This is a genomic window from Chryseobacterium sp. GVT01B (genome assembly GCF_019970045.1).
Lineage (GTDB): Bacteria > Bacteroidota > Bacteroidia > Flavobacteriales > Weeksellaceae > Chryseobacterium.
Map to the genome: position 1 here is coordinate 482,107 of NZ_JAHXYI010000006.1, position 23,290 is coordinate 505,396.

Sequence of the window (23,290 nt, forward strand, 5' to 3'; positions counted from 1 at the left end):
CACCTCCTATAATGTCTATTTCGCTGCAAAATATGGCTGTTTGAACACATTACCCGTTTACCACCCGCTTTTCAGCACCTAATTTTGTCCCATCAAAAAGAAAAACAGATTTAAAATTAAAACAATAAAGCAATGAAAACAACAATTTCAACCATCCTGTTAGCAGCAACTTTTATTCTAAGTACTCCTTCAATTTTAAAAGCGCAAGCTAATAATCCCCAGACGACTTCGTCAAAATCTGACACCAGTATCCGTCCTTTTCACATCAATATTCCACAATCTCAGCTGGATGAGCTCAAAAGAAGAATTTCAGAGACGCGTTTTCCTGATAAAGAGACAGTAAAAGATGCTTCTCAGGGAATTCAGCTCGCTCAGTTACAAGAATTGATCACCTATTGGGGGAATGGTTATGACTGGCGAAAAGTGGAAAATAAATTGAATGCCCTTCCGCAATTTGTAACAAATATTGATGGTCTTGATATTCAGTTTATTCATGTTCGTTCAAAAGAGTCTAATGCAATGCCCGTGATCCTTACTCATGGCTGGCCGGGTTCTCCTTTAGAATTTATTGATGCCATAGATCCTCTGACCGATCCTGTAAAGTATGGTGGAAAAGCAAGTGATGCTTTTGATGTGATTATTCCAGCGATTCCCGGGTATGGTTTTTCAGAAATCCCTACTGAATTGGGCTGGAATCCGGACCGTGTTGCCCGCGCCTGGGATGTACTGATGAAAAGACTCGGTTACAAAAAATATGTTTCTGAAGGTGGAGACCATGGTTCTGTAGTATCTGATGCTTTGGCAAAACAAGCTCCTTCTGGTCTTTTGGGTATTCATCTGACCATGCCGGCTACTATTCCTGCTGAACTTGTAAAACCCATCAATGCAGGTGATCCTGCTCCTTCCGGACTTTCCGCTCCAGAAGCACAGGCATATAATGCGATGAGTACTTTCTTTGGAAGAAATGCAGCGTATGGAGGAATGATGGTAACACGTCCACAGACGACAGGATATTTACTTTCCGATTCTCCAACTGCATTAGCAGCATTCCTTTACGAGAAGATCGCTGAATGGAGTGAAAGTGACCTGCATCCTGAAAATGTAATCGGCCGTGATGCAATATTGGATGATATTACACTTTACTGGCTTACCAACACAGGAGCATCCTCTTCGCGTTTCTATTGGGAAAACAATAAAAATAACTTCAGCGCTGATGCACAGAAAACAAAAGATATTAAAGTTCCTGTAGCGATCTCTGTATTTCCTCACGAGATTTATCAGGCTCCGGCAAGCTGGTCAAAACGTGCCTACCCTACCTTATATTATTATCATAAAGCTCCAAAAGGAGGACATTTTGCCGCCTGGGAGCAGCCACAGGTCTTTACGGAAGAACTTAGAGCAGCTTTCAAAGATCTAAGAAAAAAACTTTAATAACGGATCAAATCAACAAATATTGTTCAATCTAAATAATAAAAATATGGAATTAAATACCATTCAGGAAGTAGAAAATACAACAGTAGTAAACATTAATAAAGTGTTGTATTCCGGTAACGTTGTAGTAACCGGAGGACGTAACGGAGAAGCTAAAAGCAGTGACGGAAAACTGAACATTGAGTTGACGTCTCCCGGTGCCAAAGGAAACGGAACGAATCCGGAACAGTTATTAGCAGCAGGATGGTCGGCATGTTTTATCGGAGCGATGCATCTGGGCGCTGCCAAAATGGGAGTTACTCTTCCTTCGGACCTGTCTGTCAATGCCTCAATAGATCTGGCGACCAATGAAGACGGATTTTTCCTACAGGCTCATTTACAGATCATTTTACCGGATCTCCCCGTAGATGAAGCCAGAAAAGTTGTAGAAACAGCACATGCAACATGCCCCTACTCCAAAGCAACCCGTGGAAATATCAATGTGAAGATAGATGTTGTGGTGTAGTTATCAGAATGTTCTTATAACGTTTTGATTAAAGATCTTCCTTGCCTTTTGGTAAGGAAGGTTTTTATTTTTAATGAAAAAGAAAATATTCAAAACACAAATGAAATACCTAGAAAGAAAGCGATCTCTCCAGATATTTCATCCTTAGTCTTTAGAACCGATAGTAATTAAATGCAATCAGGGATTTAATTTTAATCTTTAGTGTGTCTCCAAAGGTCTGATAATTAAGAAAAAAGACAAAACAGATTTTGTAAATATTCTAAGCTTATTATGTAAAAAGAAATCTCAGCTATTGTAGATAAAATACTACTCAATATTACCATAAAAAAGAGCATATCTGCAATCAGATATACTCTAAAACTTAGAAAAAAACAAAATATAAACAACATTGCTTTAGTGGGAATGTGTTCTTCTCTTTATATTAAATTATATTAAAAATGTACGTTTCCATTTGGTCACCGTATTTCGGCTCAGCTTAAAGTGACTGGCCAGTTGGGTGTTATTTAATCTGTGTGCTTTTTGATAGTCAAGGATTTCGAAAATAGCCTGTTTATCATAGGATTTAAATTTCTGGCTTTCGGATGATCCATCAAAAAAAATAATATTATTAATTTTCAGTACATCGGATACAGATAGACTGTCTTTGGATAAAAACCCTTTGACAAATTTTCTTTTATCAGGACATTTTGCTTCTATAAAATCATGATAAATCTGTTTATAATTAGGGCCGATATTTATGATCTGTATTTGCTTATCCATTTATTGAGCGTTGATTTTGGAATTCTGTATTGAGTCATAATTTCTAAAGTCGTCATCTGCTTATTCTCCAGGAGTTCCAGCATAAAATCTATAATCTCTTTGGTATATAAATTTTTCCTGAATTGAGGCAGCTGGGACTGTTTCTCTTTTTTATTGGGGCTTGAAGCGGGAGCATATAAAATCAAATGATTAGAGTACAGCCGGAAAAAGTCATATTCAAGCAGTTTACACCACTTTAAAAGTATATCTGCACCTACAGACTTTTGAGAATACATCTCTGTAATTTCCTTTTCTGTTTTCTGTAGAAACTTACAGATTCTGCTTATTTCTACTTCTTCTTCCTTTACTCTTTTATACAGCAGATCTCCGATATGAATATCTTTCAAATTTTCCATCCTATATTAATTTATTTACTGCTCAAAACACCATTATCTCCTGTCGGAAATAAACTCATGGTCTTTCATAGTCATATTTTTCGTAATATCTTTGAAAAGTAAATTCACCTGATTTTCATTGCAAAAGGTAATATCAATGTCCATTCTTAAAACCTTTTCCGAAGAACCTGAGAACAGAATAACCAGATATTTTTTTAAAATGCCTTCCTTGATTTCAATATTTAAGATTTTTCTGTGCGGCATTTCAAAACGAGGTTTTTTACATCCTGAAAGCCATTGATAACTTTTTATGGAAAGGATCTCTCCGGAATTTTCATATTCAAAGATAAATCTGTTTTTAAGCTTCCCATATAGCAATACCAAAAGAGTAATAAAAACAAACAATATTGAAAGTAAATGATAATTAAGGAATCTAAGTGTAAAAATTACTCCCAAGAGTAACACAATCAGAATCAGCTGAAAAATCATATGATGAATTACTTTTTTCTTATTGTTTATTTTCATTGAACTCTCAAATTGTGAAGATTGCTATGTTAATATATTGTTTTCTATAAAAAATGGTTTGAATTCAAATGGCGGAATATTTCTACTCCGCTCATTCTAAAATGTAATTAAAAATTTAATTCTTGTAAAAACTATATCCTGTAGACTGTACTCCCCAGTTTTGTAAAAAAGCAGTATCGGTAATGTTAGCACGGGAAGATAAGTTTTCAATTCCGTATAGTAATTCTACTTTGTATTCAGAATCCGGATCAATACTAATCCCTGTTCCATCACCTACACTGTAATTGGCATAAAGAAAATACCTGTAATTGGCATTGGTAGCACCTCCTGTAGCATATGGATTACCTGAGCTGTCTAAATTTGCTGCGTCAAAGAAATACGGTGAAATCTGCGATGTCTGCATTACCACAGTTACGGTATTTTGTTCCGTCCAATCGTTAACTCCAGGTCCTGTTTTTTTATAAAGTCTTGCGTATGCTCTGCTATTGAACAATACAGGAACTTTAATCTTTCCTGTTCCACCTTCAATGGAAGTTTGAGAAAACGGACCTAAATCAGCGTAATTCATCTCAAACCATAATCCCCAGGATACAGTACCTCTTCGTATAGAGCTTGCAGGAAATTTCAACCCAATTGTAGAATTGGGAACTACCCAGCAATTACTGGCGTCAATCTGAGGAGAACCTCCGTTTTGAGCATTATTTCTTATCGAAGTCAAAGCTACATTCCTGGAATCATTCTGTCTGATATTACTATCCAAATTATATACAATAAAATCGTTGGGATTGACGGGCTTAAATATTCCTATATTCCCATCTGCATCTGCAACCACAGGAGTTCCTCCGGGAATTATAGGTAGTGTACGGGTACGCAATTCTCCATTGATATCTAATGTTTTTGTAGGAGAAGTCGTATTGATTCCTACATTTCCGGCTTGTCCGGATACGGTAATGGATAGTCCAAGCATTACCACTGCTAAGGATGTAATTTTTCTATTTTTCATAACCTTTGGTTTATTTTTTCTGACATTCATTTGCTTATTGACTACCTGAATTTTAACAGAGGAGATCTAAGTCTCCCCTGTATAAACCACCTTGAAATTTCACTTAAAATACGTGGGAACATATTTAACATTCATTGTTAAATCAGGTAATAAATTGTTGGGACAAAGATCAGATAACCTGTACGGCTGGTAAAATAATTATTGTAAAAATAGATAGCCATGATTGTAATTTTAAATTTAATACTGTGTAGTTTAAAAATGACATTGTATACTTTTGCTGGCCATTAATTTTTCATAACTTTATAATAATAATTCACTATTTCTATTAAAAACACAAACATAATTTCCTACCCATAATGATGTCCTGCAAAACCCATATATTTTTTCTATTATTCTGTGTGCAACTCTGTTATAGTCAGGAGATAGCTTCTGTATGGTATGATACAGACAACGGACTTCCGCAGAATAGTGTGAAGGATATTACCAAAGACAAATATGGATTTATCTGGCTGAGTACAGAAAACGGACTTGTGCGTTATGACGGATATAATTTTGTAACCTTTAATCATCTTAATCTTAAAAATAACAGGTTCACCATCTTTTTTGGACATGCGGAAAAAGACTCTATTTATAATCTAACGGCATACAATGAGAATACCATTTTACTCTCCAAAAGAAATGTAAATGTTTTACAGAAACAGACCAGCTGCATCCGAAAGGTATTGAGTGAAAGCAGATCACATTCCATTTTTTTTAAAAACAGTTTATCAGAAGAGGTAGAACATTTAAAATATTTTATTTATTTTGACAAAAACAACTACTATCACCTTGCCAACGATGGGACTATTCAGTATAAACACCAAAACATAGCCCCCATCAAAGGACTGCATCAGAACTATATACTGGATACATTCTGTTTTGGACAAAACATTTTTATCACCTCCAGGAAGTTAAAAAAGATCATTAAAATATTCTCCGGAAAAGTAACTTATCTGGATGCCCCTGATGTATTTTTTCAGGGGAAAGCGAAAATATACTGGAGCCAGATCAACAATCAGTCCTTCATCATTCATAATCACGTTTTATATAAAGTACTGTATGATCACAATGAGATCAATGTAAAAAAAATTGCAACTTATGACCTGAATAAAAACTCTTTATCTTCCATTTACCACGATGAGAACAATAATAAGCTCTATCTGGGAACCTTATCTGACGGTCTGAATGTCATTAAATTCAACAACTTCCATGTTGTCAACAAATCCGACAGATCTCATGATAATATTTTTTATTCCCCGCTGCCTTTCGGAAAGGATAAAGTAATCACCTCATCAGGAGACGTTTATAACGAAAACGGATTGCTAAAACAATATCATTTCAACACCACCAGCAGATATTTTTTATTGTGTGATAACAAAAAAAACATCATTGTTCAAAAAGATCAGTCTTTGCTGCGCTATCTCAGAGACATCGATTATTCGAAAAAAGAACAGCTGAATTTCGGGAAAACAGTTTCTTACGTTTGGAATATCAAAGATTATTATGTGGTAGTATTTCATCAGCCTTCGCTAAGATCTCAACTGGTTTTTTATAAGGATGCCAGCTTCAAAAAGTCTTTTTTGCAATTTTCCGTCTTCAATATTGTAACCTCTGTGCAGGAATATGGTCGGAATAAATGGCTTATAGGGACCAGAGATGCCTTATATTCCATAGAAGCACCCTATTTTACACCTAAAAAAATATCTTCAAAACCGTTGAATGTAAGGGAAATTGTAAAAACCCATGATGGTAACTTTTGGATTATGACCCAGGGAAACGGTTTTTTCCTTTACAAAAACAAAGAATTAATCAGAATGCCTGACGACAAGGACGGCTACCTTTTATTTTCGCATACGATTCTGGAAGATAAAAAAGGATTTTTCTGGATCAGCACCAACAACGGACTGTTCCAGGTGCTGAAAAACAATCTTCTGAATTATTCCAGAGATAAAAAATCTCCTGTATATTATTACAGGTACAGTAAAGAAGACGGATTCAATACGAATGAGTTCAACGGAGGGTGTTCTCCAAGTGCGGCAGTGCTTCAAAATGGAAGCTTTGTGCTGCCTTCTATAAAAGGACTGGTATTTTTTAATCCTAACAAGATCAGAAGTTATTATCCGAAGAATTTCTTTATAGAACGTGTGGTATTTTATGATTCGAAAAGCAGTATAAAAGAGAATACCATCAATCTGGAAAACAATTTTTATAAAGCTTTAATCCTGGTAGATGTACCTTATTATGCCAACCGGGTAAACCTTGTAATTGAAGCCAAACTGAAAGGCTCTAAAAATGAGAAATGGGAAAAAGTAAGCAGCGACGGGAAATACTACATCACCAATCTGGAGCCCGGAAAATATCAGCTTATCGTAAGAGTATTAGCCTCTCCAAAAGGAAAATACATTTACAAAACATTAAATATTGATGTAAAATATCTGTTCTATCAAACATTACTTTTTAAGTTTTTCATCATTTTAATTGTATCACTCATCTTATTAAAGCTAGTCAAACTACGGATAAGAAGACAGGAACTGAAAAAAAGAGAACTGGAAAAAATCATTGAAATAAGAACGCAGAAATTATTAAAAACTGTTTCAAAACTGGAGTATACAAAGGAACAGCTCCGAAAAGAAAGTGTTCAGCAGAAAAAATTACTGGAGACGATAAGCCATGACATTATCACTCCTATCAAATATCTGTCTATTGCGGCAAAGAAATTGTATGAAACAGATGAGCACGATCATTATATACAAAAAAAGCATTTTGAAAGCTTTTATAAATCTTCTATAGAGTTCTACAACTTTGTAAAAACCCTGAAAGAATACGCCGAGATTTATAACATTTCCGAAAAAAAGGAAACTTATAATATTTACGAAGTTATTGAATCCAAAAAAACTCTTTTTGAAGGAGCTGCCAGAGAACAAAATACGAAAATCATTAATCATGTTAAAAACCCTACTTACTCCCAGATCAATCAGAATGTAGTAGCGGTAATTATTCATAATTTAATAGATAATGCGATAAAAAACACAACAAACGGAACCATAGAACTGTCCACCATTGAAGATGACAGCATCTTTTTTCTGGAAGTAAGAGATACAGGAAAAGGAATGAGTATGGAACAGATGAAGTATTATGAAAAGCTTCAGAATAATATTGAAAATGAAAAACTCATTTTACAAAAGTACAGTCTGGGGCTGCATCTTATTCTTCAATTACTCATGATGATCAACGGTAAAATAGACTTTAAAAACAATACTCCACATGGAACAATAGTATCAATTAAAATAAAAAAACAAAAATATGGATAGAAAAATTATTATTGCGGATGATCATTTTGTGGTGAGATTGGGAACCACCCTTATTTTGGAATCCCACTACAAAGATGTGAAGATTTCTTACGCGGAATCTTATACAGATTTGACAGATCAGTTACTCATTGAGAAATTCGACTTATTGATCCTGGATATCAATATGCCGGAGAGTAAATATCTGAGCATGATTGGTGAAGTAAAAAAAATACAGCCGGATCTTAAGATTCTTGTGTTCTCAGTGTATGACAATGATATTGCAGTACAGTATATCATTGAAGGGGCTGACGGCTACATTAATAAATTATGTGATGAAAACAATATCCTGGAAGCCGTAGAAAACATTTTTGAAACCGGAACTTATTATTCCCCGGACATTGTTAAAAAGCTGGTCTCTTCCGCTAAAAAAGACACTCCTGTCAACCCTATAGAAGCTTTATCCGAAAGAGAAAAGGAAATATTTGATTTATTAATAAAAGGATACGGTAATATTGAGATCTCGAATGAACTGAACCTGCACCTTTCAACAGTAAGCACCTACAAAGCAAGGGTCTACAAAAAACTGAGCATCAAAAACACAGTAGATCTTGTACGGTTAGGAGATAAAAATAAGGCACACAAATACAAATAATCACTCGTATTTTAATAAACACTAAGATGTAATACCCAAACAAAATGCCCAATATCAGATTGATATTAGGCATTTTTATTTTTAATCAGCAGATCAATTGTATTATCTGATTACTGACTGTCTTTGAAGCAATTTTACAGCTTCTTCATTATTCTGCATCAGAGCATGCTGCAGGGCGGTGTTTCCTCTGTTATCCTTTATATTCTTATCAGCTCCTTTTTCTAAGAGCATTTTCAGAATTTCTGCTCTGCCAAAAACTGTGGCATAGATCAGGGCTGTTGCATCATTGTAATTTATGGCATTTATATCCGCTTTAAAGGAAATGAGTAATGAAACCATTTCTTTGTATCCTTTAAAAGCAGCACCCATTAATGCTGTATTACCACTTTTATCCTGCAGATCAGGCTTAGCTCCGTTTTCAAGCAGCCATTGGGCAGTTTTGTAATGATTATGATATACGGCTAAAATTAAGGGAGTATAGCCTTCTGTGTTTTTAGAATCAATATCTTTTTTAAATTGAGACAAGGCTTCTGCATTACCTGTCTTTGCATACGAAAAGATGTCTTGTGCACTCATTCTGTCAATCGTAAAAAACAGAATGAAAGCGGAAATAAAATATTTCATTATTCTTATTTTGAAGATAATAAAGATTCCAGCTGCTGGCGGTCCATTTTAACATATTGTGCTAAACGTTTTCCATATTCTGAATCTGCCTGATAAAAGTAAGAGATCATTTTAGCCACTACTTTTTTATTGGTAACGCTGTTCAAAGCATCTCCAAGGTTTTTAATCAGGTTATCCTGATCCTTTTTAGAAAAAGACCTGTACAGTTCTCCGGCCTGTTTAAAGTTATTTTCCTTATCTATTTTCGCCTGTACAGATGATGTACCTGCAGGAAAAACAGCCTGAGAATATTTGAATTTTTTGTTATCGGTCACTTCCGGTTTACCTGCTGAAGGCTGGTAATTGACTTCACCACTTTGAGGTCTCACAGACATGTACCCGTTTTGATTATAAGTCATGACTTCATTCTTTGATGCATTAACTGGCAATTGCTGGAAGTTCCCTCCGATCCTGTGTCTCTGCGTATCAAAATAAGAGAACAGTCTTCCCTGTAGCAGTTTATCTTCTGACGGCTCAATTCCAGGCACAAGAGTTCCGGGAGAAAAAGCAGCCTGCTCTACCTGCTGAAAATAGTTCGTCGGATTCTGATTAAGAGTCATAGTTCCTGCTTTTACCGATTTTGCAATAGATTCCGGCCAAATTTTGGTCACATCTACCGGATTGAAATCAAGCTTTTCAAAGTCCTCTTTCTTCAGCATCTGTACGTACAAATCCCATTTCGGAAAGTTTTTATTCTGAATAGCATTGTACAAATCTCTCGTAGCATGTTCTATCTGTGTAGATTGAATTTTATTGGCTTCTTCCTGGCTAAGATTTTTTTCACCTTGCTGAGGAACCCATTTATACTTCACATACGTTACTTCTCCTTTGGCATTGACCCATTTGAAGGCATGTACTCCATTTCCCTGCATTTCCCTGTAGTTGGCAGGAATTCCATAATCTGAAAATAACCAGGTCAACATGTGTGTAGCTTCCGGAATATTAGCCATAAAATCAAAAACTCTGTTATTATCAGAAGCATTATTGGTAACCGGAGAGGGTTTAAAAGCGTGAACCATATCAGGAAATTTCATGGCATCCCTGATGAAGAATACTGGTAGATTATTACCCACTAAATCATAATTTCCCTGATCAGTATAAAATTTAACCGCAAACCCTCTCGGATCTCTGAAGGTTTCGGGAGATCCCTGCTGATGTACTACAGTTGAAAATCTAACTAATACGGGCGTTTTCTTTCCCGCTTTTGATAAAAAATCAGCCATGGTAACCTCTGAAAAATCAGCATCTGCAACAAATTCACCAATGGCTCCGGCCCCTCTCGCATGTACTACTCTTTCAGGAATTCTTTCTCTGTCGAAAGCTGCCAATTTCTCAATTAAATGAATATCTTCCAGTAAAACCGGTCCGTTATTTCCTACCGTTTTAGAATTTTGGTTATCCCCTACAGGACTTCCCGTATTAGTTGTCAGTTGTTGAGAATACAGTGTAGACGTGATAAGAATCCCGGCTAAAAGCACATTTTTTTTCATAATTTTCTTATTTATTGTGGGGCAAATATAGACCGTTGATGTCCTGAATCCTTCTCAATAAATTCAATTCTAAAAATTTACAAAATCTATCGAATTAAATAAATTCAATAGATTTAATCTACTTTATTATAAAAAAAATAAGACTTATAAAATGATAATCAAATCTGATCTGTGACAATTTAATTTGCTGTTCCTGTAGTTTAATATCTACAACTTTGATTATTTATCAGATTAAATAATTACCTAGTTTTGCAAAAAAACAAATGATAAAAAAAATAATACTAATTATAATTATTCCGGCAACAGTTATTTTTCTGGGATTAAAATTCATCAAAATAAGTACTGTTGATCCTCCTATAGTCAATCATCTTAAAACAAAATTCTCCGGAAAGATTGAAGACAGCCCTTTTCAAAAAGAATATCTGAATAAAGGCGGAATCGTTGTGGTGAATGTTTGGGCCACATGGTGTAAACCCTGTATCCAGGAAATTCCTACTTTCAAAAAAATAAGTAAAGAGAATCCAAACATAAAGTTTGTTTTTTTATCTATTGATGAGGACCCTGAAAAATTAAAAACTTTTCTCGCTAAGAATACAATAAATGATATTACCCATCAGAATATGGAATATATGGATGCCATCAAAACCTTTTTAGGTGGAAATGGTCTGTTGGGATATAGTGCCATCCCATTAACTTTTGTCATAAAAGACGGAAAAGTAATTGATAAAAATGTAGGCAGTATAGACTACACGGAGTTTACCACTCAATTGAAAGGACTACGATAAAACCCATCATTTAATCTAAAAATATAACATTTCATATTAACTCACCGCTGGAAACCTGAGGATTACGGATGTTAAACAGCGGTTATATAAGATAGGCGTACAGCTTATCTTTTTTTAAGATTTATCTACAATTAAAAATATCTTATTTTTTTGAGATGCTTCCGGTCGGCAAACATTGAGACTTTTCATAATTTTTTTTAAAAAAACAGAAAAAAATAATTCAAAATAATGGGACTTTGAATCTTTTTTCAATACATTTGCGGCTTGATTATCTCATTAATTTGAGTTTCATGGTTATTAGTTTTTATCCCCAGGACTTACTGGGGATTTTTTATTTAAACCAATACCTGCCCAACTTTGTTCCATCAGTACTTCAAAGATCTTATTAAGGAAAACCAATTTCTTACATTAAAACACTTATTTTCAATTCGATAGAATATAAAAAAATCCATTTCCGGAAAATTCCGGAAATGGACACCACTTTATCATCATCCAAATCACAACTAAACTATGAACAGGGAAGCAATAGTTTGTGCATCGCTGCCACTTAATATTTCATCATAAGCCGCAGAACCGGCTGCCGCTCCAAATAAAGTTCCTGTATTATAACCTGCCTGGTTTACATTGTCTTCTCCGGCATACACAGGATTGGTTGCGGATGGCATACTTCCTCCGTCTGCAAGCTCAATCCACCCTTTATTGGCTCTCATTCTTCTTACCTGTGAAGCATGTCTGGCTTCAACAGAGTGAATCTGTAATGCTGCCTGAAGCACCACTTTATTGGACATTACATTTCCCGCCTGCCCTTTATAAGCTCTTACTCCCGTATCTTCAAAAGCCTGGGCAAGAATAAGAAACTGGCTATAATCTGTAAAAGGTGAAAAATTTCCGCTGGCTGTAAAGTCAAAGGTTGGTTTACTTCCAGGTGTTGTTCCCAGAGAAGTCAGTGTACTTTTCAGAAAACTGACGTGTGCTGATTCATGTTTTGAGATCTGCATAAAAACAGTTCTGTCTCCGGTGGGAATCAATCCTGGTGTGGATAGTCCTATGCTGTAATATTCATTTTCAAGATATTCCAGAACCAATGCCAATTGTAAGGCATCGGTCAGGGTACTTTTTAAAGCATAGCCTGTTAAATTCGTTTTCGTAGTTTCCGCTTTGGCAGAAGTAGCCATTAAAGTTCCCAATCCAAGCGGTACAGCTGCAGTAGCTGCCTTTTTCCCGAATAATGACATATTCGTGATGGTTTCCAGTCTTGATGCTTCCGTTGTGAAAAATTTATCATAAGAAAGCTTATCCAGTAATCTAAGAATATTCATAATGTAATTTTTAAAGGTGAATGATTAATTAATGCCTCTTTCCTTCCAGGTAAAAGGTGTTTTGATAAAAGCTCCGGCAGCCATTACGATATCTTTAGGCTCTTTTGCAAGATCAAGCCCATTCGCATCTATCACATCATCTCCCGAAAAATCAGCAGATCCCGGATTGATCAGATTTCTGATGGCAGAAGCATGTCTGGCTTCCACCGAAACTATTTTACCGGCAATGACCAGATAAGCAGGATTGGAAATATATTTTCCGGCTCCATTATAAGCTGCCACACCAGTGTCTTCCAGTGCTTTTGCTGTAGCTAAAACTGAATTACGGTCATTAAAATTCACATTCGGATACTGAAACTCCAGTTTGGGAAGCACATGGTCTGTAGCACCGCTGATGGCTGCTTTAAAGAAATCCCTGTGAATGACTTCATGATGGTAGAGGTCTGTAAAAACTTGTTTTTCAATACTGGAAATTCCCGTATAGAAATTGTTTACCACTTTGGTATAGAAGTCAGCTTCCAGCTGTTCGAGTGCGTAGGCGTAATTTAATACTCCTACATCACCTGTTCCCAAATCATATTTAGATTCCTCCATGATCTGAAAATCATCATTGTCATCACAGCCAATTATAGTAAGACCTGCGATGGCTAATCCTACTCCACTTAATTTTAAAAAGTTTCTTCTACTGGTATCAAGGGTAGCACCCTGATTAGAAACCTGAATTGTCTTTTTCATACTATTATTTTTTAGTGTTAGGATAAAAGAAGAAAAACAGCATACTGAAATATGCTGTCTGAAATCTTATAAATTGTTATGGCATTAAAACCGTATCTATTACATGAATTACCCCATTAGACTGGTTCACGTCTGCAATAGTCACTTTAGCACTGTTTCCTTTTGCATCTTTTATGTAAAGGTCTTTTCCTTTAGTCCAGAAAGTAAGGTCTTCTCCCTGCACCGTTTTCATCATGCTTTTTCCGTTACCGGCTTTTACAGCAGCCCAGATTTCTTTTGCACTGTATTTTCCCGGCAAAACATGGTAAGTCAAAATGCTGGTAAGCGTAGCTTTGTTTTCAGGTTTTACAAGATTTTCCACTGTTCCTTTCGGAAGTTTTGCAAAAGCAGCATCTGTGGGTGCCAATACAGTAAAAGGTCCTGCTCCCTGTAATGTTTCTACCAGGCCAGCAGCTTTCACTGCGGCAACCAGGGTTTTGTGATCTTTGGAGTTGACTGCGTTTTCAATAATATTTTTGGATGGATACATGGCAGCTCCTCCTACCATTACTGTTTTTTCTTTCATCATTTGTGCCGTTACCTTCCCGCTAAAAGCAAATGATAAAGCAACCATTGCTAAAACTGTGATTTTCGATTGTGTGTTCATTGCGTTATTTTTTAATTAATTATAAATAATTGTGTGTTTAATGTCATTTACGAGGCTGGTTTTATTTTAGATTGAAAAAAAATGAAATTATTTTTAATTAACTGATTTACAGTTAATTATTTTTCGTTCAGAATAAATTAAACATATAAAACTTATTTCAAATCGGTTTCTTATAGATTTTCAGACGATAAGAATTTTCAATTAAAAAAACAGCTCTTTCCTTTTCTAGAAATGAGTGAGCAAAGCAATACTAAAGACAAGTACAGCGCTTGAAACAAGACTTTCATATTGAATATTTTTTAGTGATTTCTTAAAAATCATGTACGAAATAAAAGATAGATTGTATTTTATTGACTATATGTTTTATTTTGTTACATTTGAACAGAAAAATAAAAGCTATTAAAACAACCTATTCGGAAGAGGAACTTATCGTTTTATTAAAAGAAAAAAACGAAACCGGTTTTCATTATCTGTATGACCACTATTCCGGTGCGCTGTACGGAATCATTCTCCGAATTGTTCAGTCTAAAGAATACACTGAAGAAGTGATTCAGGATGTTTTTGTTAAAATATGGAACTCTATCCATCAGTACGACGCTTCCAAAGGGAGGTTTTACACCTGGATCATCAATATTGCAAGGAATACGGCTATTGATTATTTAAAATCCAAAGGATTCCAGAATGAGCTTAAAAACCAACCACTTCCGGATTTCGTATATAATACTACAGAACTTTCAACGGTTAATAATTCCTCTGATTATATTGGATTTACCAATGTGCTTGAAGGGCTGGAAACGGACAAGCAGGAACTCATTGATCTTGCTTACTATCAGGGATATACCCAGCATGAAATTTCCGAAAAGCTGAAGATACCGCTGGGAACCGTGAAAACGAAAATGCGTAATGCACTGATGAAATTAAGAGATTTGCTAAAAGATTATCAATAAAATAAATTGAACACAAAAGAATACATATCATCCGGAATTATAGAATCTTATATTCTTGGCCATGCTTCTCCTGAGGAAGCGGGGATTTTGGAGTGTGTGATGAAGAATAATGCTGAAGTAAAAGCAGCTTTTGAAGAAGCGCAAAAGACTTTAGAACATCTTGCTACCGCTCAGGCTGTAACACCTCCAAGCGATTTGAAATCTAAGATCTGGAATAAAATTCAGCAGGAACAGACTGTTGAAGAGGTAATTCCGTCTGTTTCTACAAATGTTCCTGAAACAAAAGATCACAGAGAAGCTACAGAAAGAGTAATTATTAAGGAAAATACACAATGGAAAACGTATGCAATAGCGGCTTCCGTATTATTCCTGATCAGTGTTGCGGGCAATTTATTCTGGATGAATAGCCAATCGTCTGATAAAAAGGAAATGGCTTTACTGGCTGCAGAAAAGCAAGCCCAGGATCAGGCAATGGAAAAAATGGACCGCAAGATTGGCATGTTCTCCAATCCTGATATGCAGATGGTCATGCTTAAGGGAGTTGAAAAACATCCGGATTCCAAAGCAATGGTTTTTTGGGATAAGAAAACAAAAGAAGTCTATCTGAATGCCGAAAAACTTCCTAAAGCTCCTGCAGGAATGCAATATCAGCTTTGGGCCATCGAAGACGGGCAACCTGTAAGCGCAGGAATGTATACTGAAGATAAAGACAGCAGAATTGCACTGTCCAACATTTCCAATGCTCAAGCTTTTGCCATTACCCTTGAAAAAGAAGGCGGAAGTAAAGTGCCTACCATGGAGAATATGTTTGTGATGGGTGAAATTTAAAATACTTCATCAATTCCCAAAGTTCACAAAATGAGGAACATCTGTTGCAAAATTATTCATTGGTAACAGATTATTTCTATTGCTGTTAAAATCAAAAACCGAGTTATTATCAAACGGAACCCGTGGATAATACATGAAAGAAATCTGGATTCTGTTGAAAACCAGGTACGGATTATTAATCAATACCCCAATACCAATTTTTGTATTTGCTTTTGTTTTCAATAGCTTATCATCAGGCATTCCCAACCACCCCACTGCAGTGGTTAAGTAAGGACTAAAATGGAAATTCTTCCACGTTTTATTAATGAACAGTTGAAGCTGATACCTTAAAACCAGTTTTTTAGTCCCGATATAATCCGAATTATAAACAGGAAATTCATCTGTGGAAGAAAGATTGATCCTGTCTTTATAAGAATAGTTATGCTGTGGATTTCCTAAGGCAATCGTCGGAGAAAAAAAATGTCTTGCTTTGGCAAATTTCCAATCCATAAGATTCGTAAAGTATGTTCCATCCACGCGGAAAGACTCGCGATTTTGGTTGTCTTCATTAAAAAAACGTCCAAACTGCCCTTTTACAGTAAAGTATCCCAACTTTGTAAAAGTACCATAAGAAGCAGAGATTCCTACATAAGGGTTCACTTCTTTATTTCTTGATAAACCTCCTGCAATAATGTTCACAGAATTACCATACGCAACATCTTCAGGCAAGTCATATTGAAAGATATTTCTCTGAACCGAAAAGTTTCTGTGGATAAACCCCACAGACATGAGAAAACTGTTGTACGAACTAAAATATTTATACTGGTCTATTCCCGGACTGTCTTTATACTGATAATTCTGAAATCTTCCTATTATTGCAATATTGCTGGATACTTTTTCGTTGGGATCAGATGAAACGGGAATCTGATAACCACCCCATAAATCCTGACTGTACACTTTGATCTGAACTTCCGGAAATGCAGTATCAGTTTCTGTAGGAAGTAAAACCTTCCGCTTAAAATATTCAAATGTAAAACCACCCGCCCATCTCGTTAAAGGCGAGAAAAAGTCTCTTCTTAAGCTGAAATTAATTCTTTCATTTTTTGAAAAATCCCTTTCCCCAAGAAGCTGGGCATTGATATATGTCCCTAAAAGGTTATAGGTTGTATAACTTCCCAAAAGATAATCCTGCTTTTCTTTGGAATCGTTTCTGTAAAGGAAATCAAGAGTGTGGCCTAATCCCAATACATTTTCCTCAGTAGCTCCTAAACCGATTTTACTTCCGGAATAGCTGATTCTCGGCTTCAGGCTCCAGGAATCCAGAACTTTTACCACAACATCAATAGAATCTTTACTGGAAGTACTATCGGAAACACTGATATTCACCCTGTTGACAAATGGCATTGCTCTAAGTAAACGCTCAGATTCATAAAGTTTCTGGGCATTATATTCTTCCCCTTCTTCAAAAAGTAAATAATTATTAACCGTAGAGTTTCTTGTATTGGCATGAAGATGATCTGCTACCCAATCATACCATCTGGCCTTTTCTTTAGTATCTTTAGAGCCGTATCCAAAAGGATCAATGGTTTCGATCCTGATTTTTCTGATGTACTTTTTATTATAAGCCTCCTGCGACAGTTTTTCTGTTCTGGACTTCACAGAAGTAGAATCCGGCTCTCTACGAAATATAAAGCGGTGAATGAATTTGGTAACCTTTCTCTTATCCGAAAATTCTTCTATTTTGTAATACAGCGAGTCTTTCTTCTCCTGTGCATGTAGAAAGAAAAAACCAGTTAAAAAGAAAATCAGAGTTACAGCGAGTCTAGTCATTAGTCATCAAAATTCAGTTCAGTTTGTTGTATCAATTTATACGCCAATAAGCTTACAATATAAAGAAAAAACATTTTTAGATATAATAATGAAAGATCTTTCCGAATACAAGGATCTAAACAGATTTTTTTTAAAATACACTACCGCTTTTTAATACCTCTGTAGTAAGTCTACATTTTCAACGGTCTTGTTTTTCTATTTTTTTGTCTGATTACGGAATCCCGTAATTATCACATGGATAAATTGATTTTGTTTGCAGAAAATATATGATGAAAAAAATACTTTGCTTTTTAAATATCCACCAATGGAAATACACTAGCAATACTGAAAGAGAATGCAAGCATTGTAAAAGATCAGAGTATTTAGATGTCGATTCCGATGTTAATGCATTTGGCAATCCCTTATGGCTGAAGAAATCAAAAAAAAATTGATTTTATACTTGCCATTGAATCGTTCCTCATTCAAAAATTCACTTAGCTCTTATTATTTTTGATGATTTTTTCCTACAAAACGTGATCTGAAAAAAGAAAATGAAAAAAAGAATCAATAGAGGTGCTGAAAATAATCTTACAGGACAGTTTTCAACACCTTTACAAAAGGTTCAATATGATCTCACATATAAGTATAAGTATATGATTATATTTAATCCTATTCTGAGTCTTGTTTATAATTGCATCTTACTTGAAATCGGATAAGCTTTTCTGTAATTGGAAGGCTTATTTTGTGAGATAATTCTTAGAACACAACTCCCAAGCAGATACTATTGGTCACAATGAAAAGCTGACTGAAAAGCACATTCAGCCGTATGAAACTTAAAAGAGCTAACTTAAATCATGAAAACAAAAAGATTTCAATACGATTTTTTTTGTTATTTTTACTAATTATAAATAAAAATAAGATATGAGAAAAGTTATATTCTCGGGAATAGCTGTTATTGGAGGATTTCTAACTGTAAGTGCACAGTGTAAACCGGTATCGACCCTTGCAGAAAATTTTGACACCTGGAAAGATATCAATAAATGTTGGACTGCTCAGCCAGGGAAAGCCATGCTGTATGCGAGTGATAAAAGAATTGTTTTTTATTCAATGAGCAACCCAGGAGAAAATATGTATCTGGTAACTCCGGAAATAAAAGCCGGAACCTATACCCTTTCTCTTGATCTTTCGGATAACGGAGGAGAAACAACATTAGAGCTTTTCTCCGTAAACAGCCCTTCTGATGCAAAATCTTATGTTTCAATCACTAAACCTTCAAAGATAACAGGAGAGAAAAAAACATATACCATTTCTTTGAAAAAAGACTCACATCTGGGACTGAAAGTTTTACTGAATGGAGTACATCAGGCTGTTTATATGGATAATCTATCCTTAACTGCAAAGAAATAAACCGGAATTATCACGAATTATTTAACTTTTGTTTACACTCTACAAAATCTTCAGATTTAAATTAGAATACAAAGGTTATATGAACAAAAAGAGGTTGTCCCCTATCAAATGTTGGAGACAACCTCTACTCTAAGAAAGATTACAGAAGTAAAGTTCAAACTGTTATTGAATACAGGTGAGCAGAATTGATGCTATCTGTGATTCCATTAAGGTTAATGCACAGTTATCCCGTATTCAGGCTTAGGAAATTCGCCGGGAATTTTGTATCTGGTGGAATTGCCTTTATGATACCATGTTCCCAATCCTGAGATCATGAGTGCCATATTATGTATAAACCGTACAACATTCTTTTGCTGAAGACCGAAATCAGGTAAATTATTCTGAAGTTCAACAAATTCCTGAACATATGAATCATGGATATGCATTGCTTCAGCAATAGCTTCTTCCAATGAAACTTTATGCTGGTTCCTGATAACCAATATAATATTCAGAATTTCTGTATCAATCCCCATCTCCTTTTCTATGGAAGCAAAATCATTCTGAATGGCTATTATTCTGCACATTAACATTTTTAACCTTTTTATAATAGGATGTTCAGAAATATATCCAGGAACAATATAATTAATAGAAGGCTCTACCGGATCTCCATAGGGGTACATAGAAATCGAATACTCACGGATAAGCAGAAGGTTACTAAGACTTGGAAATTCTTTTTTTAACTTGTAGGGTGTTTCTTCCATAAGTCCATAAGTAGTATAATTATAAAAGTTTTTAGTCCAGCGTGCCAACCAATCATCATTTACGTAAGGAATAAATTCCTGCCTGCTTAAAGCCACCTGCTTTACCAGTCCGATGTCATCTGCTTTAGGTTGTTCTCCCATCATGATATCCATAATATGGTCTCTGATATCTGCAAATCGATCAACCGGGCACAATTCGTAATAATCATCCAATAGAGTCAGCCAAACCATAAATCTTGCTATAGGCCGGATCTGATCTTTGGTGCTAGCCGCCGGAAACATATATGACGCAGCCTCTACAAGACCATGCTTCTTGTATTTAGTTCTTGTAGCTTCAGACATAAATTGGTAATCCGTATCAATCCAATTATTCTGTTCTTCATAAAAAGATTGTGAAAACGGACCTATTTCATAGGGCCAGGGATATTGTAAAACCGGAACGTCTTGTTGTTTCATCTTTAAAATTTAAAAGTTATTTTAAATTAATCTTATTTACAGACTTTTATTTGCAGCATGATCTTCAGGCCAGGCAAAACCAACTCCTCCATGCTTATATCTGTTTGTTTCCAGATAAAAAGTGTTAACTCCCTGAAGCCCAACACCGGCATAATAAACAAATTTGTCGACGTATTCCTGATATTCACCGAATTCCCGATACTCTTCATGTAAACCATTCAAACTGGCCAGCTCTTCATTATGAATACGTAAAGCCTCTGCACAGGCATCTTCCAAAGAAAGATGATACTCCTGCTGCAATACAAAAACCAGATTAAAAACTTCTGTCCCCTTCGCCATCTCTTTTGGCAGGGAGTGAAGGTCATTTTGCCACGCAACGACCAGAGTCATATGGGAAATCATCTTTTGCACTACGATATGCTCAAAGATATGCTCCGGCAGAACAAGACCTGATTCAATCTCACCAAAGATCAGATAAGGACGCATGAGAACAGAATATTCTCTAATGGTTTTGTAAAGATTGAGTGATGGTGGACGGTGGGCTATTTTATATGGATACTCTAATTCGATTCCGTATCTGAAAGATTGATAAAAATAGTACACGAACCGATCAAACCACAGATCTGGCATGAAAGCACGAAACTCATCCCGGATCATGGCCATATGATGATAGAGAGCATTTTCCTCCGGCATAGCCTGAGCGCCTCTGAGAATATCTGTACAACGAATCCTTAACTCCTGAATTTCTTCAAGTGACGAATGCTCCACCTGGTCATCGAGAGCAACATATTGAAGCATGAATCTATTGCATGGAATGGCCTGCTCATAGGTCAAATGCGGCCACATACGTGCTGTACACATATGAAGTTCCATTTTTTTATAAATTTTCCGTTGTTTTTCTGTCAGGAAAGTATAATCATTATCAATCCAGCCATCCATATCTTTCCCCATTTGTTCAGCATGTGGATTTATAAGATCGGGCCATGGGTAGCATCCCCGTGGTAAGTAATCTGCACTATTAAATTGTTCTGGTGTCATTTTATCTGTATTTTAAAATTATTGTACTTAAATAAACATCATCTGTTTACTGAAATGCCATAGTACTTGTTCAATTTTATTGAAATTGGTTGTGTCCCAATGTTTCTTTTAATTCGGAAACACTTGGAAATTCTGTTTTGTTATAGCGGTCAAGCTTAGTGGATATATTTTTCCAGCCGCTCAATACCATACTCATATAGTGTACCCAATTGACCACATCCTCGTGCCATATACCAAAGTCAGGAAGTGAGGCCTGCAGAGCTACAAATTCCTTAAGATCTTCATTATGGAGGCGCAGATCTTCCAGACAGGCTTCCTCTAACGAAACCCTGCGTTCATTCTGAATTACCTTTACAATATTATAATAGATACTTCCCGTAGCTTCATCTTTTACGACAGATTGAACTTCATTGAAAAAAGTTACCAAATGACAGGCAAGTGCCTGGAGACGGCGGATCACCGGATGATCATGAATTTCCGGCGGCAGGGTAATACCGGTCTCAACCTCAGTGAGCTGCAGGAAAGGATACAGACAGATTGAATCTTCCCTTAAGACAATGCATTCTGCCGTTGTAGGAAAGATCTTATTCTCTTTGTATTCCTGTTCTTTTTTAAGCCCGCTAAAATACCTGCTGATCATCTGTGTGAAACGATGCATCGATTCTTTCGGAATAAACTGAAGCAATTCCTGTCTTAATGAGAAAAGCATAGAGGCCAAAGGTATTGTAGACTGAGAAACAGAAATTTCACCATTCAATATAGCAATGGATTGAGCATGTACCTCATCAATATCATCAGGTTTACTTTCTTCATACAGATCATCATTGTAAAGAGTCCAGAGCATCAGCCTGCAGATAGGCCGGAAACGTTCGGCAGAAGCAGTAGGAAACCATTGGGCAGCAATGTGGGCCGTTTTGGTTTTCTTGTACTTTTTACGCAGATCAGGATTATTCTGATACAGCCACATATATTCACCATCAATCCATTGATTTTCGGTGATGTCCTGCAATTGATCTGCATGGGGATTTTTTAAGGTTGGGAACGGATACCTGAACTTTGTACGAAGCAGTTCAAGAGGGTTAAAATTTTCATTACTCATGATTATATGTTTTAATGGTTTTACCTTTTACAGCACAATAGTTTATTTAAATAATGGTACTTTATAAAAAAAGCAGTCATATTTTAAAAACATATCACACTAAATACCAATAAGATACATTCATGAACAATGAAATAAATGTACAAATTAATTTTATTAAATCATATGGAATTTTGCCATATGATTTAATAAAATTTAACTATTTGAAAATCAACAATATACAGCTAATCTTCAACAATAATTCAAATTTACACCACAGATTATCAGCAACTTAACATTTAAAAAACAAAAGTTATTTAGTTATTTTACCTACATTATTAAAATTACTGATTAACTTTTACAGTGAAAACTATTATATAGCAGCTATCAATCAAATTGTATTATATTTCTTAATCTTTCAGCATTTTAACTTTTTTACAGAATTCTATCACTAAAAATGGGCCTAAGAAAATTATCGTAAAATAACTTTTCTTCATATATTATAAACAATATAGTTCTCTGAAAAGAGACTATATTGTTTTGATGATTATACAATTTCTGATGATTTTCCAAGCTGTCCTTCCCATTTGGAAACTGCAGAAGTTGCCAGAGCATTTCCTAACACATTGGTCATACTTCTTCCCATATCACAGAAATGGTCAATCGGTAAGATCAAAGCAATTCCTTCCGGCGGAATACCAAACATGGAACACGTTGCTACAATAATTACCAAAGAAGCTCTCGGAACACCGGCAATTCCTTTTGAAGTAAGCATTAATACCAATAGCATGG

23 protein-coding genes are annotated in these 23,290 nt (G+C 35.5%); 9 read left to right on the forward strand and 14 right to left on the reverse strand.

All coding sequences use genetic code 11. The features are described from left to right. Window positions 1-132 precede the first annotated feature (132 nt). Both LC457_RS17080 and LC457_RS17085 read left to right on the forward strand, forming a co-directional pair. Entirely contained in the window at window positions 133-1,431 is a 1,299-nt protein-coding gene (locus LC457_RS17080; RefSeq protein ID WP_223600963.1) for an epoxide hydrolase family protein, read from the forward strand. 46 nt (window positions 1,432-1,477) lie between these two features. Further along, complete coding sequence (locus LC457_RS17085) at window positions 1,478-1,936, forward strand: organic hydroperoxide resistance protein (RefSeq protein WP_223600964.1); 459 nt, start codon at window positions 1,478-1,480, stop codon at window positions 1,934-1,936. Window positions 1,937-2,362: 426 nt separating this feature from the next. On the opposite strand, the gene LC457_RS17090 is transcribed toward LC457_RS17085, so the two are convergent. From LC457_RS17090 to LC457_RS17105, 4 genes are all read right to left on the reverse strand, one after another. Continuing rightward, the gene (locus LC457_RS17090; RefSeq protein ID WP_223600965.1) at window positions 2,363-2,695 is read right to left on the reverse strand and encodes a helix-turn-helix domain-containing protein; all 333 of its coding nucleotides are present in this window, start codon (window positions 2,693-2,695) and stop codon (window positions 2,363-2,365) included. Beyond that, window positions 2,671-3,090 carry a transposase gene (locus LC457_RS17095; protein WP_223600966.1) on the reverse strand — a complete coding sequence of 140 codons (420 nt, stop codon included), beginning with the start codon at window positions 3,088-3,090 and terminating at the stop codon, window positions 2,671-2,673. The genes LC457_RS17090 and LC457_RS17095 overlap by 25 nt, the downstream gene beginning before the upstream one ends. A 33-nt stretch (window positions 3,091-3,123) precedes the next feature. Beyond that, on the reverse strand, window positions 3,124-3,594 hold the full coding sequence (locus LC457_RS17100) for a hypothetical protein (RefSeq protein WP_223600967.1): 471 nt from the start codon (window positions 3,592-3,594) through the stop codon (window positions 3,124-3,126). Window positions 3,595-3,709: 115 nt separating this feature from the next. Further along, window positions 3,710-4,597 carry a hypothetical protein gene (locus tag LC457_RS17105; RefSeq protein WP_223600968.1) on the reverse strand — a complete coding sequence of 296 codons (888 nt, stop codon included), beginning with the start codon at window positions 4,595-4,597 and terminating at the stop codon, window positions 3,710-3,712. 398 nt (window positions 4,598-4,995) lie between these two features. On the opposite strand from LC457_RS17105, the gene LC457_RS17110 reads away from it, so the two are divergent. Beyond that, entirely contained in the window at window positions 4,996-7,947 is a 2,952-nt protein-coding gene (locus LC457_RS17110; RefSeq protein ID WP_223600969.1) for a two-component regulator propeller domain-containing protein, read from the forward strand. Then, window positions 7,940-8,578: a response regulator transcription factor gene (locus LC457_RS17115; RefSeq protein WP_223600970.1), complete on the forward strand. Its 639-nt coding sequence runs from the start codon at window positions 7,940-7,942 to the stop codon at window positions 8,576-8,578. Before LC457_RS17110 ends, LC457_RS17115 begins: the two co-directional genes overlap by 8 nt. Before the next feature lie 102 nt (window positions 8,579-8,680). On the opposite strand, the gene LC457_RS17120 is transcribed toward LC457_RS17115, so the two are convergent. Both LC457_RS17120 and LC457_RS17125 read right to left on the reverse strand, forming a co-directional pair. Further along, the gene (locus LC457_RS17120; protein ID WP_223600971.1) at window positions 8,681-9,202 is read right to left on the reverse strand and encodes an ankyrin repeat domain-containing protein; all 522 of its coding nucleotides are present in this window, start codon (window positions 9,200-9,202) and stop codon (window positions 8,681-8,683) included. Window positions 9,203-9,207: 5 nt separating this feature from the next. Beyond that, the gene (locus LC457_RS17125) at window positions 9,208-10,731 is read right to left on the reverse strand and encodes a catalase (RefSeq protein WP_223600972.1); all 1,524 of its coding nucleotides are present in this window, start codon (window positions 10,729-10,731) and stop codon (window positions 9,208-9,210) included. A 263-nt stretch (window positions 10,732-10,994) separates the two neighbouring features. Here LC457_RS17125 and LC457_RS17130 point away from each other — a divergent pair, with 263 nt between their 5' ends. Further along, window positions 10,995-11,516 carry a TlpA disulfide reductase family protein gene (locus tag LC457_RS17130; RefSeq protein WP_223600973.1) on the forward strand — a complete coding sequence of 174 codons (522 nt, stop codon included), beginning with the start codon at window positions 10,995-10,997 and terminating at the stop codon, window positions 11,514-11,516. Between the two features lie 503 nt (window positions 11,517-12,019). On the opposite strand, the gene LC457_RS17135 is transcribed toward LC457_RS17130, so the two are convergent. From LC457_RS17135 to LC457_RS17145, 3 genes are all read right to left on the reverse strand, one after another. Next, a complete protein-coding gene (locus LC457_RS17135) occupies window positions 12,020-12,835 on the reverse strand; it encodes a ferritin-like domain-containing protein (RefSeq protein ID WP_223600974.1) in 816 nt (271 codons plus the stop codon). A 24-nt stretch (window positions 12,836-12,859) separates the two neighbouring features. Then, window positions 12,860-13,570, reverse strand: a complete 711-nt coding sequence (locus LC457_RS17140) for a ferritin-like domain-containing protein (protein ID WP_142718147.1) — start codon at window positions 13,568-13,570, stop codon at window positions 12,860-12,862. A 76-nt stretch (window positions 13,571-13,646) separates the two neighbouring features. After that, window positions 13,647-14,216: a fasciclin domain-containing protein gene (locus LC457_RS17145; RefSeq protein WP_142718148.1), complete on the reverse strand. Its 570-nt coding sequence runs from the start codon at window positions 14,214-14,216 to the stop codon at window positions 13,647-13,649. Between the two features lie 377 nt (window positions 14,217-14,593). Here LC457_RS17145 and LC457_RS17150 point away from each other — a divergent pair, with 377 nt between their 5' ends. Further along, window positions 14,594-15,163 (forward strand): RNA polymerase sigma factor, encoded by a 570-nt coding sequence (locus tag LC457_RS17150; protein ID WP_223600975.1) that lies wholly within the window; start codon window positions 14,594-14,596, stop codon window positions 15,161-15,163. Between the two features lie 6 nt (window positions 15,164-15,169). Continuing rightward, a complete protein-coding gene (locus LC457_RS17155; RefSeq protein WP_223600976.1) occupies window positions 15,170-15,991 on the forward strand; it encodes an anti-sigma factor domain-containing protein in 822 nt (273 codons plus the stop codon). A gap of 9 nt (window positions 15,992-16,000) precedes the next feature. Here LC457_RS17155 and LC457_RS17160 read toward each other — a convergent pair whose 3' ends face one another. Further along, window positions 16,001-17,800: a hypothetical protein gene (locus LC457_RS17160; RefSeq protein WP_223600977.1), complete on the reverse strand. Its 1,800-nt coding sequence runs from the start codon at window positions 17,798-17,800 to the stop codon at window positions 16,001-16,003. Between the two features lie 530 nt (window positions 17,801-18,330). Here LC457_RS17160 and LC457_RS17165 point away from each other — a divergent pair. Beyond that, window positions 18,331-18,495 (forward strand): hypothetical protein, encoded by a 165-nt coding sequence (locus LC457_RS17165; RefSeq protein ID WP_223600978.1) that lies wholly within the window; start codon window positions 18,331-18,333, stop codon window positions 18,493-18,495. A gap of 205 nt (window positions 18,496-18,700) precedes the next feature. Continuing rightward, window positions 18,701-19,186: a hypothetical protein gene (locus LC457_RS17170; RefSeq protein ID WP_223600979.1), complete on the forward strand. Its 486-nt coding sequence runs from the start codon at window positions 18,701-18,703 to the stop codon at window positions 19,184-19,186. A gap of 212 nt (window positions 19,187-19,398) precedes the next feature. Here the strand turns inward: LC457_RS17170 and LC457_RS17175 are convergent, their stop codons facing one another. From LC457_RS17175 to LC457_RS17190, 4 genes are all read right to left on the reverse strand, one after another. Next, window positions 19,399-20,382: a hypothetical protein gene (locus LC457_RS17175; protein WP_223600980.1), complete on the reverse strand. Its 984-nt coding sequence runs from the start codon at window positions 20,380-20,382 to the stop codon at window positions 19,399-19,401. Between the two features lie 36 nt (window positions 20,383-20,418). After that, window positions 20,419-21,333, reverse strand: coding sequence for a terpene synthase family protein (locus tag LC457_RS17180; RefSeq protein ID WP_223600981.1), 915 nt, complete (start codon window positions 21,331-21,333; stop codon window positions 20,419-20,421). Window positions 21,334-21,496: 163 nt separating this feature from the next. Continuing rightward, window positions 21,497-22,519, reverse strand: coding sequence for a hypothetical protein (locus LC457_RS17185; RefSeq protein ID WP_223600982.1), 1,023 nt, complete (start codon window positions 22,517-22,519; stop codon window positions 21,497-21,499). Between the two features lie 526 nt (window positions 22,520-23,045). After that, window positions 23,046-23,290, reverse strand: a 245-nt coding sequence (locus LC457_RS17190) for a dicarboxylate/amino acid:cation symporter (RefSeq protein WP_223600983.1), incomplete at its 5' end; no start/stop codon positions are given.

What these genes read in the sequence shown, in the direction of transcription:
- LC457_RS17120 (WP_223600971.1), bottom strand. Translation starts at nt 9,202, where the DNA reads ATGAAATATTTTATTTCCGCTTTCATTCTGTTTTTTACGATTGACAGA.
- LC457_RS17175 (WP_223600980.1), bottom strand. Translation starts at nt 20,382, where the DNA reads ATGAAACAACAAGACGTTCCGGTTTTACAATATCCCTGGCCCTATGAA.
- LC457_RS17165 (WP_223600978.1), top strand. Translation starts at nt 18,331, where the DNA reads ATGAAAAAAAGAATCAATAGAGGTGCTGAAAATAATCTTACAGGACAG.
- LC457_RS17135 (WP_223600974.1), bottom strand. Translation starts at nt 12,835, where the DNA reads ATGAATATTCTTAGATTACTGGATAAGCTTTCTTATGATAAATTTTTC.
- LC457_RS17095 (WP_223600966.1), bottom strand. Translation starts at nt 3,090, where the DNA reads ATGGAAAATTTGAAAGATATTCATATCGGAGATCTGCTGTATAAAAGA.
- LC457_RS17160 (WP_223600977.1), bottom strand. Translation starts at nt 17,800, where the DNA reads ATGACTAGACTCGCTGTAACTCTGATTTTCTTTTTAACTGGTTTTTTC.
- LC457_RS17130 (WP_223600973.1), top strand. Translation starts at nt 10,995, where the DNA reads ATGATAAAAAAAATAATACTAATTATAATTATTCCGGCAACAGTTATT.
- LC457_RS17085 (WP_223600964.1), top strand. Translation starts at nt 1,478, where the DNA reads ATGGAATTAAATACCATTCAGGAAGTAGAAAATACAACAGTAGTAAAC.
- LC457_RS17080 (WP_223600963.1), top strand. Translation starts at nt 133, where the DNA reads ATGAAAACAACAATTTCAACCATCCTGTTAGCAGCAACTTTTATTCTA.
- LC457_RS17115 (WP_223600970.1), top strand. Translation starts at nt 7,940, where the DNA reads ATGGATAGAAAAATTATTATTGCGGATGATCATTTTGTGGTGAGATTG.
- LC457_RS17140 (WP_142718147.1), bottom strand. Translation starts at nt 13,570, where the DNA reads ATGAAAAAGACAATTCAGGTTTCTAATCAGGGTGCTACCCTTGATACC.
- LC457_RS17145 (WP_142718148.1), bottom strand. Translation starts at nt 14,216, where the DNA reads ATGAACACACAATCGAAAATCACAGTTTTAGCAATGGTTGCTTTATCA.
- LC457_RS17125 (WP_223600972.1), bottom strand. Translation starts at nt 10,731, where the DNA reads ATGAAAAAAAATGTGCTTTTAGCCGGGATTCTTATCACGTCTACACTG.
- LC457_RS17170 (WP_223600979.1), top strand. Translation starts at nt 18,701, where the DNA reads ATGAGAAAAGTTATATTCTCGGGAATAGCTGTTATTGGAGGATTTCTA.
- LC457_RS17105 (WP_223600968.1), bottom strand. Translation starts at nt 4,597, where the DNA reads ATGAAAAATAGAAAAATTACATCCTTAGCAGTGGTAATGCTTGGACTA.
- LC457_RS17090 (WP_223600965.1), bottom strand. Translation starts at nt 2,695, where the DNA reads ATGGATAAGCAAATACAGATCATAAATATCGGCCCTAATTATAAACAG.
- LC457_RS17180 (WP_223600981.1), bottom strand. Translation starts at nt 21,333, where the DNA reads ATGGGGAAAGATATGGATGGCTGGATTGATAATGATTATACTTTCCTG.
- LC457_RS17185 (WP_223600982.1), bottom strand. Translation starts at nt 22,519, where the DNA reads ATGAGTAATGAAAATTTTAACCCTCTTGAACTGCTTCGTACAAAGTTC.
- LC457_RS17100 (WP_223600967.1), bottom strand. Translation starts at nt 3,594, where the DNA reads ATGAAAATAAACAATAAGAAAAAAGTAATTCATCATATGATTTTTCAG.